The following is a 17,517-nucleotide window of genomic DNA, read 5'->3' on the forward strand; positions in this document are numbered from 1 at the left end:
GCAGCGATCGGCGAGCCGAGTAAACTGGTTTCCGCATCGCTCTCGCGCGGGAGAGTTTCGTGGCCGCCAGCTACGGACGCCGAAGGAGCAACACCTCTCCGTCAACCTCTCAGGCACCCGGACCGCGCCGGACAACGATGCCTCTGGAAAGCGGTGACGACCCACGGGGGTCCTCACCCGCCGATGGGGAAAGGCGCCCGCAGCCATGGCGCCGAATCTCTCAGGCGCCTGGTGCACGGGTGAGGACAGAGGGAGAGGACCTTTAGTCCTTTGCCCGTCAGGAGTTCACCGTGTCCGACCATTCAACATTCGCAGACCGCCACATCGGACTGGACGACGAGGCCGTCAGGACGATGCTGGCGGTCATCGGTGTCGACACGCTCGACGACTTGGCATCCAAAGCGGTTCCCGCCGGCATCCTCGATGCCCTCACCGATGCGGGCACCGCCCCGGGCCTGGACCGGCTGCCGCCGGCCGCAAGCGAGGCCGAGGCGCTGGCCGAGCTGCGGGCACTGGCCGACGCCAACACCGTCGCGGTATCGATGATCGGGCAGGGCTACTACGACACGTTCACCCCGCCCGTGCTGCTGCGCAACATCATGGAGAACCCGGCCTGGTATACGGCTTACACGCCCTACCAACCCGAGATCAGTCAGGGGCGCCTGGAAGCGCTCCTCAATTTCCAGACGATGATCACCGACCTCACCGGCCTCGAGATCGCCAACGCGTCGATGCTCGACGAGGGTACCGCCGCCGCCGAAGCCATGACGCTGATGCACCGGGCCACCCGCAGCCGCTCGAACCGGCTGGCCGTCGACGTCGATGTGTTCACTCAAACCGCCACGGTATTGGCCACCCGCGCCAAGCCGTTGGGCATCGAGATCGTCACCGCCGATCTGCGCAATGGTCTTCCAGAAGGGGAGTTGTTCGGCGTTATCGCCCAGCTGCCCGGGGCCAGCGGCCGGATCACCGACTGGACCGCGCTGGTGCAGCAGGCCCACGACCGTGGCGCGCTGGTGGCCCTCGGCGCCGACCTGTTGGCGCTGACGCTGATCACCCCGCCCGGTGAGATCGGCGCCGACGTAGCGTTCGGAACCACCCAACGTTTCGGGGTGCCAATGGGATTCGGCGGTCCGCATGCGGGATATCTGTCCGTGCACGCCAAGCATGCCCGGCAGTTGCCCGGACGCCTGGTGGGGGTGTCCGTCGACGGTGACGGTAATCCGGCCTATCGGCTGGCGCTGCAAACCCGCGAGCAGCACATCCGGCGAGACAAGGCGACCAGCAATATCTGCACCGCGCAGGTGCTGCTGGCGGTGATGGCCGCGATGTACGCCAGCTACCACGGCGCCGCGGGGCTGACCGCCATCGCGCGGCGGGTGCATGCCCATGCCGAAACCATCGCCGCTGCCCTCGGCGATGCGCTGGTGCACGACCGGTTTTTCGACACCGTGCTGGCGCGAGTGCCCGGGCGCGCCGACCAGGTGCTGGCTGCGGCCAAGGCCAACGGCATCAACGTGTGGCGGGTCGACCCCGACCACGTGTCGGTGGCCTGCGACGAAACCACCACCGACGAGCATGTGACCACGGTGCTGCAGGCCTTTGGGGTGGAGCCAGCCGAGCCGGTATGCGCGGGGATCGCCAACCGCACCTCGGAATTCCTGACCCACTCGGCGTTCACGCAATACCACACCGAAACCGCGATGATGCGCTACCTGCGCACGCTGGCGGACAAGGATATCGCCTTGGACCGCAGCATGATTCCGCTCGGCTCGTGCACGATGAAGCTCAATGCGGCCGCGGAGATGGAGTCGATCACCTGGCCGGAGTTCGGGCGCCAGCATCCCTTCGCGCCGGCGTCGGACACGCCCGGGTTGCGCCGGCTCATCGCGGACCTGGAGAGCTGGCTGGTCGCGATCACCGGCTACGACGCGGTCTCCCTGCAGCCCAACGCGGGTTCGCAGGGGGAGTACGCCGGTCTGCTGGCGATCCACGACTACCACGCCAGCCGCGGCGAGTCGCACCGCGACATCTGCCTGATCCCGTCCAGCGCGCACGGGACCAACGCCGCCTCGGCCGCCCTGGCCGGAATGAAGGTCGTAGTTGTGGGCTGTCATGACAACGGTGACGTCGACCTCGACGATCTGCGCGCCAAGGTGAGCACCCATGCGGACCGGCTGTCGGCCCTGATGATCACCTACCCGTCCACGCACGGCGTCTACGAACACGACATCGCCGACATCTGTGCGGCGGTGCACGACGCCGGCGGCCAGGTGTATGTCGACGGGGCGAATCTCAACGCGCTGGTCGGCCTGGCCCGGCCGGGCAAGTTCGGCGGCGACGTCAGCCATCTGAACCTGCACAAGACGTTCTGCATTCCGCACGGCGGCGGCGGCCCGGGAGTGGGACCTGTCGCGGTGCGCTCGCATCTGGCCCCGTTCCTACCGGGCCACCCGTTCGCGCCTGAATTGCCACCTGGACGCCCGGTGTCGTCGGCACCCTTCGGCTCGGCGTCGATCCTGCCGATCACCTGGGCGTACATCCGGATGATGGGCGCGGACGGCCTGCGGACGGCATCGTTGAACGCGATCGCGTCGGCCAACTACATCGCTCGGCGCCTCGACGAGTATTTCCCGGTGCTCTATACCGGCGAGAACGGCATGGTCGCCCACGAGTGCATCCTGGACCTTCGCGGCATCACCAAGGCAACCGGGGTCACGGTCGACGATGTCGCAAAGCGATTGGCGGACTATGGTTTCCACGCGCCGACAATGAGCTTCCCGGTGGCCGGAACGCTGATGGTGGAACCGACCGAGAGTGAGACTCTGGCCGAGGTCGACGCCTTCTGCGAGGCCATGATCAGCATCCGCGCCGAGATCGATCGAGTCGGGGCCGGCCAGTGGCCGGTGGACGACAATCCGTTGCGGGGCGCGCCGCATACCGCCGAGTGCCTGCTGGTGGCCGACTGGGACCACCCGTACACCCGGGAAGAAGCTGCCTATCCGCTGGGCGCCGGGTTCCGGCCCAAGGTCTGGCCGCCGGTGCGCCGGATCGACGGTGCCTATGGCGACCGCAACCTGGTGTGTTCGTGTCCTCCGGTCGAGGCCTTCGCCTAGCCTAGCTCGAGCTGAGCCCGAGGTCTCAGCCGAAGCGCTCGATGATCGCGGCGGCGATCTCCTGCGGCGCGTCTTCTTGAATGAAGTGCTTGGCGTTGGGCAACTCGACGAGGACATGATCGGGGAATGTGGCGCGCATCCGCGGCAGGCATGGGCCGGGCCGGAATGCGAAATCTTTCATACCCCAAACGAATAGCGCGGGCTTGGCGCCGAGTTTGACCGGCACGTCGCGGGCCAGCCTCGCCAGTAACGGGTGGGCGGCCAGGATTTCCTTGGGCATCCTCGCCACCGCCGGCCGGTCCGCGGGGCTGGCCTGCACGGCCCGGTAGTGCTCCATCACCGCAGGGCCGGGGCGGTGCTCGGTCCCGGCCGGAATCAACCGCTCCACAAAGAAATTGCGCTGCACGATCGCGTACTGCAGCGGCGGACTGGACATCACCCTGCTGAACATCTTCATCGTCAGGGTGTCCGCCGGCCAGAACCAGGTGTTGCCCAACACGACGCCACGTACCCGGTCCGCTCGCTCGACCGATACCGCCATACCGATCGGACCACCCCAGTCCTGACCCATTGTGAGGTAACCGTCGAGACCGAGGTGGTCGACGAATTCACCGACAACCCGCGCGTGGTCACCGATCCGGTAGCCGAACGCCGCGGGGCGCTCCGACAGGCCGAAGCCGAGATAATCCGGTGCGATACAACGGAACCGGTCCCGCAGGGCCACGATAACGTTGCGGTACAGAAAGCTCCAGGTCGGGTTGCCGTGGCACAGCAGGATCGGTGGCCCGTCTCCCTCGTCGACGTAGTGCATACGTCCGTGTGAGCTGTCGAACCAGCGCGACTGGAACGGATACAGCTGGGGATCGGGGGTGAAAACCGGGTTGAAATGCGGGCTCATTACGCTCCTTTGGTCACCCACGATGGTATGTCGGAGGGGTGACATCACCGAGTGTTCGAGCCTGGCGTGACGGCGGTCGCTGGCTGCACACCGCCGCGGGCAAAGTGTTCGTCCGATCAGGGCCGGGCGCCGCGCCGACCCTGTTGCTGTTGCACGGCTATCCGTCCAGTTCATTCGACTTTCGGGAGGTCATTCCGCACCTGGCCGGTCAGGCGTGGGTCACGATGGATTTCCTCGGTTTCGGTTTGTCCGACAAGCCTCGCCCGCACCGCTACAGCCTGCTGGAGCAGGCCGATCTGGTGCAGGCAGTGATTGCCCGAACCACCACCGGCCCGGTGGTGGTGCTGGCGCACGACATGGGCACGTCGGTGACCACCGAACTGCTCGCCCGCGACCTGGACGGACGCCTGCCGTTCGATCTGCGCCGCGCGGTGCTGAGCAACGGCAGCGTGATTCTGAAACGGGCCAGTCTGCGGCCGATTCAGAGGGTATTGCGCGGCCCGCTGGGGCCCGTCGCGGCCCGATTGGTCACCCGCGGCGGCTTCCGGCGCAGCTTTGGCACGCTGTTTTCCGCCGGGCACCCGCTTTCGGATGAGGAAGCCGAGGCCCAATGGGAGCTGCTGTCCTACCATGACGGTCATCGGATACCTCATCTGCTGATCAGCTATCTCGAAGAGCGGGTGCGCTATGCGGAGCGCTGGCACGGCGCCGTACGCGACTGGCCAAAGCCGCTGGGGTTTGTCTGGGGACTTGCCGATCCGGTGGCAACGACCAACGTGCTCAACGGATTACGGGACTTGCGCCCGCATGCCGCCGTCGTCGAACTGCCCGGCTTGGGCCACTATCCGCAGCTGGAGGATCCCCGGGCGTATGCCGGGGCGGCGCTGTCATTGCTGGTGGACTCAGCTTAGAAAGATGCTGAGTGCGGTCGCGAGGTCGGGTCCGGCCGACGTCGCCAGGTTCTGGTAACTGCCACCGCTGAGCTGCGCGACGGCTTCCCAGGTTGACCGGTCCGGGTCGGCGCCGAAATCGATGATGTTGACCGCGATGGGTTTGGCCGGGTCGGCGCTGGTCCGGATGAAGTCCTGCAGTCCCGGCCCGTCGAGGGTTTGGTCGGTGTGCGGCCCCCCGGTGATCACCAGGATCGAATTGGCTTGACCGGCACGGAAGTTGGCCTGCACCTCCTGGTAGATCATGCGCAGCGTGGTGAACGACACCGCGCCGCCGCCCGACGAGTACTGCTTGTCCAGCGCGGCGATCAGTGCTGCTGAGCGGGGCTGGCCGTTGACGGGGTCGGCCAGCGGTCCCGTCGGCACCTCGCTGCGACCCTCGTGGCCGTCGAATGTCCACAAGCCGATCACCGCGCTGGGCGGTAACGTCTTCAGTCGGCTTTGAAGCGCCGCGACAACGTTGGCCAGACGCGTCTTGCCGCCATCGTCGGTGGGCATCGACTGGTCGAGCATGATGGTCGCGGCTACGCCGATCGACGGTGTGGCCATGGTGTCGGCCAGGGTGGCCCGCATTCCGTCGTCACCGATCGACAGCGGGGCGGGCAGCGCCGCGAAACTCGTGACCGGGCTGCTCGGCGACTTGACGCCGTTGACCCGGAAGCCGGCTTTGGCCAGCTTCGCCAGCTGGTCGGGCTTTTGCAGGTAGCGGGCGAAGGCGCTGGCCGCCGTGGTCTGCTCCTGCGACAGCCACGAGCCGTTGAGCAGTACCGCCGGGTAGTCGGCGATCGCCACCGGCCCGGGCGGCAGCCAGGAGCTCAAAACCTTCTTTGCGTCCGACAGTGACTGAGCACGCTGGAACAACTGCTGCTCGGTGGTGACCACTGCGTGCACCGGTGCCGCCGCGGCGTCGCCGGATTTGACGAGCGTGTTCATCGCCTCGGTCAAGGACTCGTCGGCCAGCTTGGGCTGGGCGGCCATCAACGTGCGCACTGCGCCGCTTCCGGCGGTCGGCGGTGCTCCGGGCGGCGCCGATGCGACCGCGATCGCCTCGCCGGCCAAGAATGCGGCATCCCCGTTACCGGCGACGGGCATTGCCAGACGCAGCGAACCCCAGGACGGCAGGTTCAACGCGGCCATCGAGTTCGGGTTGGCCTGCAGCTGCGGTAGCGCTGCCCAGTTCTGGTTTGACAGCGGCTGCTGTAGCTCGGGGCGGATAGCGAGCAGAACTGGTGAGGTCGCCAGTGAACGGCTGTCGCTGATGGTCTGCTTACCGGTGGCCGCGGACAGGCGCGCTGCAGAGACGGAGCTGCCGGGGATCCACAGCCCCGGCTGGCCACCCAGTTCGGATGGCCATTTACCGATGAAACCCGCGATGACGGCGTCGGAATCGGCGGCCTTGACGGCCACCGTCACGCACTTGTCCCCGACCGGGCCGGCCGACGCGTTGTAGCTGTCGGCGAATTCATTGACCCGCTCGGCGATCGTCGGGTCGGCGATGACGGCGACGGTGTCCTTGCCGCCCACGCAGCGCGCTGCGGCAGTACGGGAACGGTGGTACAGCGCCTCACCGAAGAAGCGCCACACAATCACCCCGGCTACCACCACCACGACCGCGACGAGGGCCACGATCACGCCGATGCTGACTCCGCGCCATCCGTCTGCGCTGCGGTGGCCGCCCTGCCAGTTGCCCAGACCTCGATGGCCAGCGGTGCGGAATGGCGGTGGTGGAGCCGCCGCCGATTCGGGGCTCGGCGGCTCCTCACCTGCCGGGCCCGACCCGAAATCGGGGTATTCATCTGCGCCGTCGGCCGAATAATCGGCGGCATGGTCACCCGCGCCGGCGTAATGAGCCCCGTCGGAAAGATCGCCTTCACTCCAATAGGCCCGATCGGCGTAGCCACGGCCGCTCGGAGGTTCGACGGCCGACGGCTCGGCCGACCCGGGATACCCGACCTCTGAATGCCTGCCGCCACCGGGCTGATCGGCTATCTGGTCGGCCCAGTCTTGCTGCTCCGCGGCGTATTCGTCAGGCGGTTCGTCAGCGGAATCCTCAGGGTCGGGCAAACTGTGCCTACCCATTTGGCGTCAGCGTCCTCTCCGTCGAAGATTGCCCAGTGTTGACCAGGAATGAGCCAGCGACTGTTTCCAATGGGTCCTGATGGTCACCCGCGCTGCGCCTTGAGTTCCCGACGACGGCGATGCAGGATCGGCTCGGTGTAACCGTTGGGCTGCTGCGCCCCGGACAGGATCAGGTCCTGAGCGGCCAAGAACGCGATGCTGTCATCGAAATCCGGCGACATCGGGTGGTACGCGGGGTCACCGGCGTTCTGCTTGTCCACCAATGGCGCCATCCGCTCTAGGCTGGCCCGCACGTCTTCGCTGGTGATCACGCCGTGTCGCAGCCAGTTGGCCAGTAGCTGACTCGAGATCCGCAGGGTAGCGCGGTCCTCCATGAGCGCCACGTTGTGGATGTCGGGCACCTTCGAACAGCCCACGCCCTGGTCGATCCAGCGCACCACGTAGCCGAGGATGGACTGGCAGTTGTTGTCGAGTTCCTCCCGGATCTCCTCGGGCGCCCAGGCCAGCTCCTTGGCCAGCGGAATCGTCAGCAGCTGATCGATCGTGGTCCGGGTCTTGCCCTGCAGTTCTTTCTGTACCGCGAACACATCCACTTGGTGGTAGTGCATCGCGTGCAGGGTGGCCGCCGTCGGGGAGGGCACCCACGCGGTGGTGGCGCCGGCCTTGGGCTGGGCGATCTTCTGCTCGACCATGTCGGCCATCAGCTCGGTCATCGCCCACATGCCCTTGCCGATCTGAGCCTTGCCGGTGAAGCCGGCGGCGAGCCCGATGTCGACGTTGGCGTCCTCGTAAGCCTTGATCCAGGTGGTGTTCTTCATCGCACCTTTGCGGATCATCGGACCGGCTTCCATCGACGTGTGAATCTCGTCGCCGGTGCGGTCCAGGAACCCGGTGTTGATGAAGACGACTCGGTCGGCTGCGGCCTTGATACACGCCTTGAGGTTCACGGTGGTCCGGCGTTCTTCGTCCATGATGCCGACCTTCATGGTGCCCTGCGGCAACCCCAGCACGTCTTCCACCCGGCTGAACAGCTCGCAGGTGAAGGCCACCTCGGCCGGCCCGTGCATCTTGGGCTTGACGATGTAGATGGAGCCGGTTCGGCTATTGGTCAAGGGGCCGTTGGCCTCGCCAGCCCTGAGCCCATGGATCGCGATCAGCCCGGTGAGCAGGGCATCCATGATGCCCTCGAACACCTCTTTCTCGTCACCACTGCCGTCGCTGACGACGATCGCGTCATTGGTCATCAGGTGCCCGACATTGCGCACGAACAGCAGGCTGCGGCCGGGCAGGGTCAGCTCGCCGCCGTCGGGTGTGGTGTAGGTGCGGTCCTGGTTCAGAACCCGGGTGAAGGTCTTGCCGTCCTTGGTGACCTCTTCGGCCAGGTCACCCTTGTTCAGGCCGAGCCAGTTGCGGTACCCGAGCACTTTGTCGTCGGCGTCGACGGCGGCCACCGAATCCTCGAAGTCCATGATCGTGGTCACCGCCGATTCCAGGACCACGTCCTTGACACCGGCACGGTCGGTGGCGCCGATCGGCGATTCCGGGTCGATCAGGATCTCGATGTGCAGGCCGTGGTTGACCAGCAGCACCGAATTCGGGGCCTCGGCCGCGCCGGTATACCCGGCGAGCTGGCGGGGATCGGCCAGCCCCGACGACGAGTCCGCCAGGGAAACCACCAATTGGCCGTCTTGCACCGTGAAGCCCGTGGCATCGGCGTACGAGCCCGCGGCCAGCGGCACGCTGTCGTCGAGAAACTTGCGCGCGTAGGCGATCACCTTGTCGCCGCGAACCTTGTTGTAGCTGGTGCCCTTTTCGGCCCCGTCGCTTTCCGGAATAACGTCGGTGCCGTACAGCGCGTCGTACAGCGAGCCCCAGCGGGCATTGGCCGCATTCAGCGCAAAGCGCGCGTTGAGTACGGGCACCACCAGTTGCGGGCCGGCCGTCGTGGTGATCTCGTCGTCGACGCCTGAGGTGGTGATGGCGAAATCTTCGGGTTCGGGCAGCAGATATCCGATGTCGGTGAGGAACTGCCGGTAGGCCTCGGGGTCCAGGGGTTCGATCACCCGATGCCGATGCCACTTGTCGATCTGGGCCTGCAGCTCGTCTCTGATCTTGAGCAATTCCTGGTTCTGCGGGGTCAGGTCGGTGACCACTTTGTCCACGCCGGCCCAGAAGCTGTCGGGGTCAAGGTCGGTGCCGGGCAGGGCCTCGTTGTTCACGAAGTCGTAGAGCACTCGAGCGACGCGCAGGTTCCCCGCCGGCACGCGGTCTGTCATGGTTCTCCTCCAAAATTGGCCGGTACTCGGCGGTACTTGCCTGTACTCGGGCCCCACTGGCTTGTCACTGGCTACGGCCCTCAGCCTACCGATCGGTAGCCTGACGAGCCTATCCGGCCAACCACAAGGGCAGGTCACGGCGCGCCCAAAGCCCCGCCTCCGGTAGGCGGCCGGCCCGGCCGGCTGGGCTCTGGCAACGCATTTTCGCGCTGCCTGGACACGACGGGCACCTCGGCCCCCGATCATTCCGGGCCCCTATCGCGGTACCGGTCAGCCGGGCTGGTCAGTCGCGGTTTCGCTGGTTGCGCATGGTGCCGACCAAGTCGTCCACCAGATCCTCGAGCGCCACCATCCCGACCACGGTGCCGTCGTCGGAAGTTACCAAAGCCAGGTGACTGTTGCTGCGACGCATCCGCGACAAGGCATCGGCCAGCGGCAGTGCCTTGGGAAGCGGCGGCAGGGGGCGCACCATTTCCGCCTTGATCACGGTGTGGTCGTCTTCGCCCAGCGCCAACACGTCCTTGATGTGCACGTACCCGATGAATGTGCCGCGATCCACCACCGGGTACCGCGAGAAGCCGGTCTGGGCCAGCGCCTGTTCGACCGCGCCGACCGTCGGGCCCGATCCCACGGCCGCCACCGGCACGGACCGAATGTCGGACACCGGGACCGCGACATCGGCGACCACCCGGGTGCGGATCCGCAGCGCGCGGGTCAGCCGGGTGTGCTCCTCGGGATCCAGCAAACCTTCGGAGACCGATTCGGCGATCATCTCCGCGAGCTCCACCGTGGAAACCGTGATGTCGAGTTCGTCTTTGGGCTCCACCCCGAGCGCACGCAATATCGCTTTGGCGGACCTGTCGTAGAGCGCGATAAACGGGCGAGCGGCCCGCATGTAGATCAGATAGGGCGGGACGAGCAGCATCGCGGCCTTCTCGGGTCCGGCGATGGCGATGTTCTTCGGCACCATCTCACCGAGCAGCACGTGCAGCATCACCACGATGGATAGCGCGATCCCGAAAGACAGCAGATGCAGCAGCGCATCAGGGATCCCGGCCAGGTGCAGCAGCGGGTGCAATAACTGGGCAACGGCCGGTTCGCCGATCCGGCCGAGCAGGATCGAGAAGACCGTGATACCCAACTGAGCACCAGTCAGCATCAGCGCGAGCTGTTCGCCGGCCCGTATCACCGTGACCGCACTTGTCCGGCCCTGCTCGGCCAACGCTTCAAGACGGTCACGACGGGCCGAGATCAGCGCGAACTCCGCTCCGACGAAAAACGCGTTGGCACCGATCAGCAGGAACGTCAGCGCCACGGCCAGCATGGGATTCATCGGCTACCGCGCTCTTCGCCGGGTTCACCATGGAGGTGCGCGTGACCGCGCAGTTCGGTCAACTCGAGCAAGTCGATCCGGCGGCCGTCCATTTGCACCACCCTGGCGCGCCAGCACACCGATTCATCTGGTAGATGGTCCAGGTCCAAGGCGGGAAGGTCGACCGACTCGCCGGCCACCGGGATATGTCCGAGTTCTCGTAGCACCAAGCCCCCGATCGTCTCGTAGGGCCCCTCCGGTGCGCGGTAGCCGGTGGCTATCGCCACCTCGTCGATACGAAGCAGACCCGATACCCGCCATCCGGTGCCGGCCGCGACCACATCGGGTGTCGCGTCGTCGTGTTCGTCGCGGACGTCGCCGACGATCTCTTCGATCAGGTCCTCCAGGGTGACCATGCCCGCAGTGCCGCCGTACTCGTCGACAACCATCACGGTCTGCAGCCGGTTGGCCCGAACCTCGGCCATCACCGCATCGCCGTCCAGGGTCGACGGCACCACCGCAACCGGCCGGGCTACAGCGGTCAGCCGGGTGTGCGGGCGATCGGCAGACGCGACTTCGAACGCCTGCTTGACATGCACGATGCCGACCGTCTCGTCCAGATCACCGTGGACAACCGGGAACCGCGAGAAACCGGACGCCGCGACGGCCGCGACCATGTCGGCGATAGTGTCGTCGGTCTGCAGCGCCACGATCTTCGATCGCGGCGTCATCAGTTCCTCTGCCGTCAGGGCACCGAACTGCAGGGACCTGCGCATCAGCGATGCGGTCGCGTCGTCGAGCGAGCCGCGGCGAGCCGAGGCGCGCACCAGCGACACCAGCTCCTGTGGGGTGCGCGCGGAGCGCAGTTCCTCGGCCGGCTCGATCCCGAGTTGGCGCATGATCCAGTTCGCCGCTCCGTTGGTCAGCCGAATCGCCGGCGTGAACAGCGCCGAGAACAACCACTGGGGAAGCACGACGGCGCGGGCGGTCCGCAGCGGGCGGGCTACGGCCAAGTACTTGGGGACCAGTTCGCCGAACACCATCGACAGTGATGTCACTACCACCAGCGCCAGAAACACCGTGATTGCGTCGGACATCCGATCCGAAATTCCGATCGTGGTGAGCGCCGGATGCGGGAGCTCGCCCACCAAGGGTTCGGTCAGGTAACCGGTCGCCAGCGTTGTAATGGAGATGCCCAACTGCGCGCCGGACAGCTGGAATGACAGCCGGCGATGCGCGCGCTGGATGAACCGGTCGCGGCTGGCGCCACCGCGGGCGTTCGCATCGACGGTGCTGCGGTCCAGCGCCGTCAGCGAGAATTCCGCCGCGACGAACACCGCGGTGCCGAAGGTCAGCGCCAAGATGGCGACGATGCTGACGACGGTGCCGGCGAACATCATGGGCGGCCCGGTGGTCGTGATGTCGCCGCGGCCCGCTCCGACGCCGGGCGTGGCCCGCCCCCGAAGCCTACGGCTCCGACGGGTGCCTGCGGCACGTCATCCCTTTCGCTCGATCCCGCGGCGCTGCATCGCGGGACTGAAGTCCATATCGTAGCGAAACCGTTCGGCACGAATCAGTGCCAGCCGCCGGTGATCGCACTCACCAGCCGGTGGGCAGCGGATGACCTTCGGCGAAGCCCGCCGCCGACTGGACACCGATCACCGCGCGCTCATACAACTCCGCCAGGTTGGCGGCGCCGACATAGGTGCACGTGCTGCGCACGCCGGAGGTGATGTGGTCGATCAGGTCCTCGACACCGCCGCGATCAGGGTCAAGCCCCATCCGCGACGTCGAGATACCTTCATCGAACAGCGCCTTTCGGGCGCGATCGAAGGCACTTTCGGTGGTGGTCCGGGCGACCACCGCCCGTTTGGACGCCATGCCGTAGCTCTCCTTGTACGGCTGGTCCTCGCGATCTCGCATCAGGTCACCCGGAGACTCGTAGGTGCCGGCGAACCACGATCCGATCATCACGTTCGATGCCCCGGCCGCCAGCGCCAGCGCGACATCACGCGGATGGCGGATTCCGCCGTCGGCCCACACATGGCCACCGAGTTGCCTTGCCGCGGCAGCGCATTCGACCACGGCGGAGAACTGCGGGCGGCCGACGCCGGTCATCATCCGAGTCGTGCACATGGCGCCGGGGCCAACGCCGACCTTGACGATGCTCGCCCCGGCACCCAGCAGCTCGCGGGTTCCCTCGGCCGAAACCACGTTGCCGGCCGCCAGCGGCACACCCAGCTCCAGCGACGACACGGCCCTGATCGCATCCAGCGCCTTGAGCTGGTGCCCGTGCGCGGTGTCGATCACCAGCATGTCGACACCCGCTTCGGCGAGGGCACGAGCCTTGGCGGCCACATCGCCGGTGATGCCGAGGGCCGCGCCGATACGTAGTCGTCGCTCGCCGTCAATGGCGGGGGTGTAGATGCCGGCGCGGATCACGCCGGTGCGAGTCAGCACTCCCGCTGATGTCCCGTCGGCGCTGGTGACCACCGCAACATCGATGGGGGCGTGCTCCAACAGATCGAAGATCTTGCGCGGCTCGGTGCCCACCGGGGCGGTCACAAAGTCCGATGCGGCGATGTCGCGCACCCGGGTGAAGCGGTCCACGCCCAGGCAGGACGATTCGCTCACCAAACCGATGGGGCGGCCCTCGAAGACGACCACGGCGACCCCGTGCGCACGCTTGTGGATCAAGGCCATCGCGTCGGATACCGAATCGTCGGGCGCCAGCGTCACCGGCGTGTCGAGTACCAGGTCGCGGCTCTTGACGAACTGCACGGTCTGTTGCACCGCCGGGACGGGCAGGTCCTGCGGCAGGATCACGATGCCGCCGCGGCGAGCCACGGTCTCGGCCATCCGCCGGCCGGCGACCGCCGTCATGTTGGCGACGACCACGGGAATTGTGGTTCCCGAACCATCGGCGGTGGATAGATCCACGTCGAACCGCGACGCGACCTCCGAGCGGTTCGGCATGATGAACACGTCGTCGTACGTCAGGTCGTATCCGGGTCTGTGCCCGTCCAGAAACCTCATGGCTCGCCCTCTGGTTGAGTCCCTAACGCCCGGCTAAGCGGGCACTTCGCGGCGGTCTGCACCCCACAGGGTGTGGAACTTGCCCGGTCCGTCGATCCGCCCGTACGTGTGTGCGCCGAAGAAGTCGCGCTGGGCCTGGGTGAGTGCGGCAGGCAGCCGCTCGGTGCGCAGCGCGTCGTAGTAGGACAGGGCCGACGAGAACCCGGGTGTTGGAATACCCAGCTGCACCGCTGTGGACACCACGCGCCGCCAACTGTCGATAGCCGATTCAACCGCGCTGCGGAAATACGGCGCGACGAGCAAGCTGGCCAGGTTGGGGTCGGCGTCGAACGCTTCCTTGATGCGGTTGAGGAATTTCGCCCGGATGATGCAGCCGCCTCGCCAGATGGTCGCCAGGTCGCCGGGTGAGATGTCCCAACCGTATTCGGTGCTGCCGGCCTGGATCTGGTTGAAGCCCTGCGCGTAGGCCACGATCTTGGAGGCGTACAAGGCCCGGCGCACGTTCTCGGTGAACGTGTCGGGATCGGCGGGCTGGTCGCCGAGCCGCCCGGAGGCGAGCCCGCGCGCCGCCGTACGCTGCTCCACCGATCCCGATAGCGCACGGGCGAACACCGCCTCGGCGATGCCGGTCACAGGCACCCCCAGATCCAGGGCGGACTTGACGGTCCAGCGCCCGGTGCCTTTCTGCTCGGCCTGGTCGAGGATCACGTCGACGAGCGGTTTTCCGGTCTTGGCGTCGTTGTGCCGCAACACCTCGGCGGTGATCTCGACCAGATAGCTGTCCAGGTCGCCCTTGTTCCACTCGGTGAAGACCTCGGCGATCTGCGGTGCGCTCAGCCCCAACCCGTCGCGGAGCAGCTGGTATGCCTCGCCGATCAGCTGCATGTCGGAGTACTCGATGCCGTTGTGCACCATCTTGACGAAGTGCCCGGAGCCGTCGGGGCCGATATGGGTACAGCACGGCACCCCGTCGACGTGCGCGGAGATCTCCTCGAGCAGCGGGCCCAGCGATTCGTACGACTCGGCGGGCCCGCCGGGCATGATCGACGGCCCGTGCAGTGCGCCCTCTTCGCCGCCGGAGATGCCGGCGCCGACGAAGTGCAGTCCACGCCCCCGCATCGCCTTCTCGCGACGGATGGTGTCGGTGTAGAGCGCATTTCCGCCGTCGATGATGATGTCGCCGGGTTCCATCGCGTCGGCGAGCTCGTTGATCACAGCGTCGGTGGGGTCACCGGCTTTGACCATGATCAGCACCCGGCGCGGGGTTTGCAGCGCGGCCAGAAACTCCGGAATCGTTTCGCTGCGCACGAACCTTCCTTCGGACCCGTGCTCTTTCAGCAGCGCATCGGTCTTGGCGATGGACCGATTGTGCAGCGCCACGGTGTAGCCGTGTCGGGCGAAGTTGCGGGCGATGTTCGAACCCATCACCGCAAGGCCGGTGACGCCGATCTGCGCGGTGGCGGTGCTCGATTCCGGGGAACTCATCTGCTGCCTTTCGGTCGGGCCTGTCAGGTTGGCGAACTCTTGCCGAAGCTGTCCGGCAAGGCTGGTCCGACACACTGTGGCACAGTGGCGTCGCGGTCTTCCAAGGTGTTTGGGCCTGTGTCAGACGCCGAACAGCCGCTGCAGCTCGGTGAGCCACGGGACGGCCAGCGCGACGGTGGGCACCACCAGCACCGCGGCCGCGGCCAGATACGCGGTCACCGATAGCGCCCGGCTGTTGCCGCGCCCGGCCAGGCGCCGCACCCGTACCACCGTGCTGGGGCCCCCGGCGGCCAGTGCACCCGACGGCGCTGCGCAGGATGCGCAGGCGACCAGGGCGCGGGCCAGCGCGGCCCGCCCCGCCGCGCGCACCGCGGCGTCGTCAGCGAGCAGTTCCACCAGGAGCTGCACGGCACGCAGGGCATTGGCGCTGCGGACGAGCCGCGGAAACGCCGCGTGTACGGCGGTGAATGCCTCCAGGACCAGGTCGTGGCGGGCCCGCAGATGCGCCCGCTCGTGGGTGAGAATTGCGGCGACTTCCTTGTGGGTCAGCGTGGTCAGCGTTCCCTCGCTGACCACTACCCGGCTACGGACGCCGGGCAGGCAATAGGCAAGCGGTTGCGCCACGTTGAGCACGCGCAGATCCCGGGTTCGCGCGCAAGGCTCGGCCAGCGCGGCGCCGTGCCCTACTCCAACCAGATCGACCACCATGCGGTGATGAGCCCGACGGCGCCGAGTGGCGATGGCCACCCGAACTATGGCAACCATCAGCCGGGTCCCGACCAGCACAGTCAGCGCGAAGACGGTGATGTATGCCGCCCACAACGGCCAGCCGAGCCGGATTCGGGCGTCGAGGACACCGGCCGTAGGCCGCCCGTCAGCGCCAGGCATGAGCAGCCGGCTGGCGATGGCGATGCCCGCGCTGAACGCCGAAAGAGCCGCGGCCAGAGCTATCGCTTGCCAGAGCACCATCGCGGCCCGCGGGGCGCGCAACGGCCACGTCGCTCGTGCCAACAAGGCCGGTGTCGGGCCAGCCAGCAGCACCGCGAGGATGATGAAGGCCAGCGCGGACACGCTGCTAGTCTCTCTCAGTCCTCCGCCGGAGCGCCAGCAGATGGGGGAATGCGGTGTGCCGCTTCCAATTCGGCAAGGGCGCGACGAAGTGCGTCGGCCTCGTCCGCACCGACACGCTCGACGAAGTGCACTAGGGCGGCCTGTCTGCTGCCGGAGTCCTCGGCCTGGGCCAGCGCATCGACCATCAGACCGGCGACCAACTCGTCACGGCCGTGCACGGGTGCGTAACGGTGGGCCCGATCGTCGCGGATCTGCGAGACCAGATTCTTTTTCGCCAACCGTTGCAGCACGGTCATGACGGTGGTGTAGGCAAGGTCACGTCGCGCCGACAACGCTGCGTGGACCTGGCGGACGGTCTGGGGTTCCGGCGTGGACCATAGGTGGTCCATCACTGCACGTTCCAGATCCCCCAACCGCGTCAGCTTGGCCATAGTTCGTTCTCTCCCTGAGCGTTGCACCCAGCGTACTCCGGTTTACTACCGACTGTCGTATCCAACCGGTCCCGAAGCCACCCGAGTCATCGGTGATCGCCGGCTCCGAATTCGACACCCTTCGACACCCTTCGACACCCTTGGGCAACTCTGTACATTCGATGCTTGCAGAATTAGGGCAGCCTTGCCTATCCTAAGTGTGGTCGAGCAATACATGACCGTGCCGGAGTCCTGAGGGCTGCAGTGACCCCCGGTCTACTCGATCGGCGAGCCCCGTGCTGCTGCACGGGGCTCGCCTGTTGTTCGCCCCGGGGCGTTGAATGGCGCCGGCAGACCTGCGGGAACCGACCGATACCGATGGTGTAGACACATGAACGTGCCATCTGACCCGGACCCGGACACAGGTGTCAGCCCGCCGACGTTCACCGCGCCGTTCGACAATCAACTGGGGCTGCAGTTCACCGAGCTCAGCCCCGACGGTGCACGCGCGCAGCTGAAGGTCAAACCCGAGCTGTTGCAGCCGATGGGCATCGTGCACGGCGGTGTGTACTGCTCGATGATCGAGAGCATGGCCAGCGTGGCGGCGTTCACCTGGCTCAGTACCCGTGGCGGCGGCGGGGGCGTGGTCGGCGTCAACAACAACACCGATTTTCTGCATGCCATCAAGTCGGGCATGGTGTACGGCACCGCCGAACCATTGCACCGCGGTCGGCGTCAGCAGCTGTGGTTGGTCGTCATCACCGACGAGACCGATCGGGTGGTAGCCCGGGGTCAGGTGCGGTTGCAGAATCTGGAGCCGTCGCCAGACTCCTGACCCCAACGTCGCCGCGGTGTCGACGGGTTGAGGCGATCGCCCGGCACAC

At 66.9% G+C, this 17,517-nt stretch carries 12 protein-coding genes and 2 riboswitches; of the genes, 3 read left to right on the forward strand and 9 right to left on the reverse strand.

Features of this window, described 5'->3' with window-relative positions:
* Positions 1–37: 37 nt before the first annotated feature.
* Positions 38–135, forward strand: a riboswitch (glycine riboswitch).
* A riboswitch (glycine riboswitch) is annotated at positions 136–259 on the forward strand.
* Positions 260–290: 31 nt separating this feature from the next.
* Positions 291–3,116 carry an aminomethyl-transferring glycine dehydrogenase gene (gene gcvP, locus MKAN_RS00375; RefSeq protein WP_023364064.1) on the forward strand — a complete coding sequence of 942 codons (2,826 nt, stop codon included), beginning with the start codon at positions 291–293 and terminating at the stop codon, positions 3,114–3,116.
* A 25-nt stretch (positions 3,117–3,141) separates the two neighbouring features.
* On the opposite strand, the gene MKAN_RS00380 is transcribed toward gcvP, so the two are convergent.
* Positions 3,142–4,014, reverse strand: a complete 873-nt coding sequence (locus tag MKAN_RS00380; protein WP_023364066.1) for a haloalkane dehalogenase — start codon at positions 4,012–4,014, stop codon at positions 3,142–3,144.
* Between the two features lie 38 nt (positions 4,015–4,052).
* Between MKAN_RS00380 and MKAN_RS00385 the strand changes: the two genes are divergently transcribed.
* Positions 4,053–4,925 (forward strand): alpha/beta fold hydrolase, encoded by an 873-nt coding sequence (locus MKAN_RS00385; RefSeq protein WP_023364068.1) that lies wholly within the window; start codon positions 4,053–4,055, stop codon positions 4,923–4,925.
* Here MKAN_RS00385 and MKAN_RS00390 read toward each other — a convergent pair.
* From MKAN_RS00390 to MKAN_RS00425, 8 genes are all read right to left on the reverse strand, one after another.
* Complete coding sequence (locus MKAN_RS00390; RefSeq protein ID WP_023364070.1) at positions 4,917–7,043, reverse strand: substrate-binding domain-containing protein; 2,127 nt, start codon at positions 7,041–7,043, stop codon at positions 4,917–4,919. The genes MKAN_RS00385 and MKAN_RS00390 overlap by 9 nt on opposite strands.
* Positions 7,044–7,126: 83 nt before the next feature.
* Complete coding sequence (locus tag MKAN_RS00395) at positions 7,127–9,319, reverse strand: malate synthase G (protein ID WP_023364072.1); 2,193 nt, start codon at positions 9,317–9,319, stop codon at positions 7,127–7,129.
* Between the two features lie 283 nt (positions 9,320–9,602).
* Positions 9,603–10,652 carry a hemolysin family protein gene (locus MKAN_RS00400; protein WP_023364074.1) on the reverse strand — a complete coding sequence of 350 codons (1,050 nt, stop codon included), beginning with the start codon at positions 10,650–10,652 and terminating at the stop codon, positions 9,603–9,605.
* On the reverse strand, positions 10,649–12,031 hold the full coding sequence (locus MKAN_RS00405) for a hemolysin family protein (RefSeq protein ID WP_023364076.1): 1,383 nt from the start codon (positions 12,029–12,031) through the stop codon (positions 10,649–10,651). Before MKAN_RS00405 ends, MKAN_RS00400 begins: the two co-directional genes overlap by 4 nt.
* 199 nt (positions 12,032–12,230) lie before the next feature.
* Entirely contained in the window at positions 12,231–13,667 is a 1,437-nt protein-coding gene (locus tag MKAN_RS00410; protein ID WP_023364078.1) for a GuaB1 family IMP dehydrogenase-related protein, read from the reverse strand.
* 33 nt (positions 13,668–13,700) lie between these two features.
* Positions 13,701–15,152 carry an NADP-dependent phosphogluconate dehydrogenase gene (gene gndA / locus MKAN_RS00415; RefSeq protein ID WP_023364080.1) on the reverse strand — a complete coding sequence of 484 codons (1,452 nt, stop codon included), beginning with the start codon at positions 15,150–15,152 and terminating at the stop codon, positions 13,701–13,703.
* 120 nt (positions 15,153–15,272) lie between these two features.
* Positions 15,273–16,223 carry a M56 family metallopeptidase gene (locus MKAN_RS00420; RefSeq protein ID WP_023364082.1) on the reverse strand — a complete coding sequence of 317 codons (951 nt, stop codon included), beginning with the start codon at positions 16,221–16,223 and terminating at the stop codon, positions 15,273–15,275.
* A 14-nt stretch (positions 16,224–16,237) separates the two neighbouring features.
* Positions 16,238–16,654, reverse strand: a complete 417-nt coding sequence (locus tag MKAN_RS00425; protein ID WP_023364084.1) for a BlaI/MecI/CopY family transcriptional regulator — start codon at positions 16,652–16,654, stop codon at positions 16,238–16,240.
* Between the two features lie 370 nt (positions 16,655–17,024).
* Here MKAN_RS00425 and MKAN_RS00430 point away from each other — a divergent pair, with 370 nt between their 5' ends.
* Entirely contained in the window at positions 17,025–17,468 is a 444-nt protein-coding gene (locus MKAN_RS00430; RefSeq protein ID WP_023364086.1) for a PaaI family thioesterase, read from the forward strand.
* Positions 17,469–17,517: the final 49 nt, after the last annotated feature.

The organism is Mycobacterium kansasii ATCC 12478, assembly GCF_000157895.3.
GTDB lineage: Bacteria > Actinomycetota > Actinomycetes > Mycobacteriales > Mycobacteriaceae > Mycobacterium > Mycobacterium kansasii.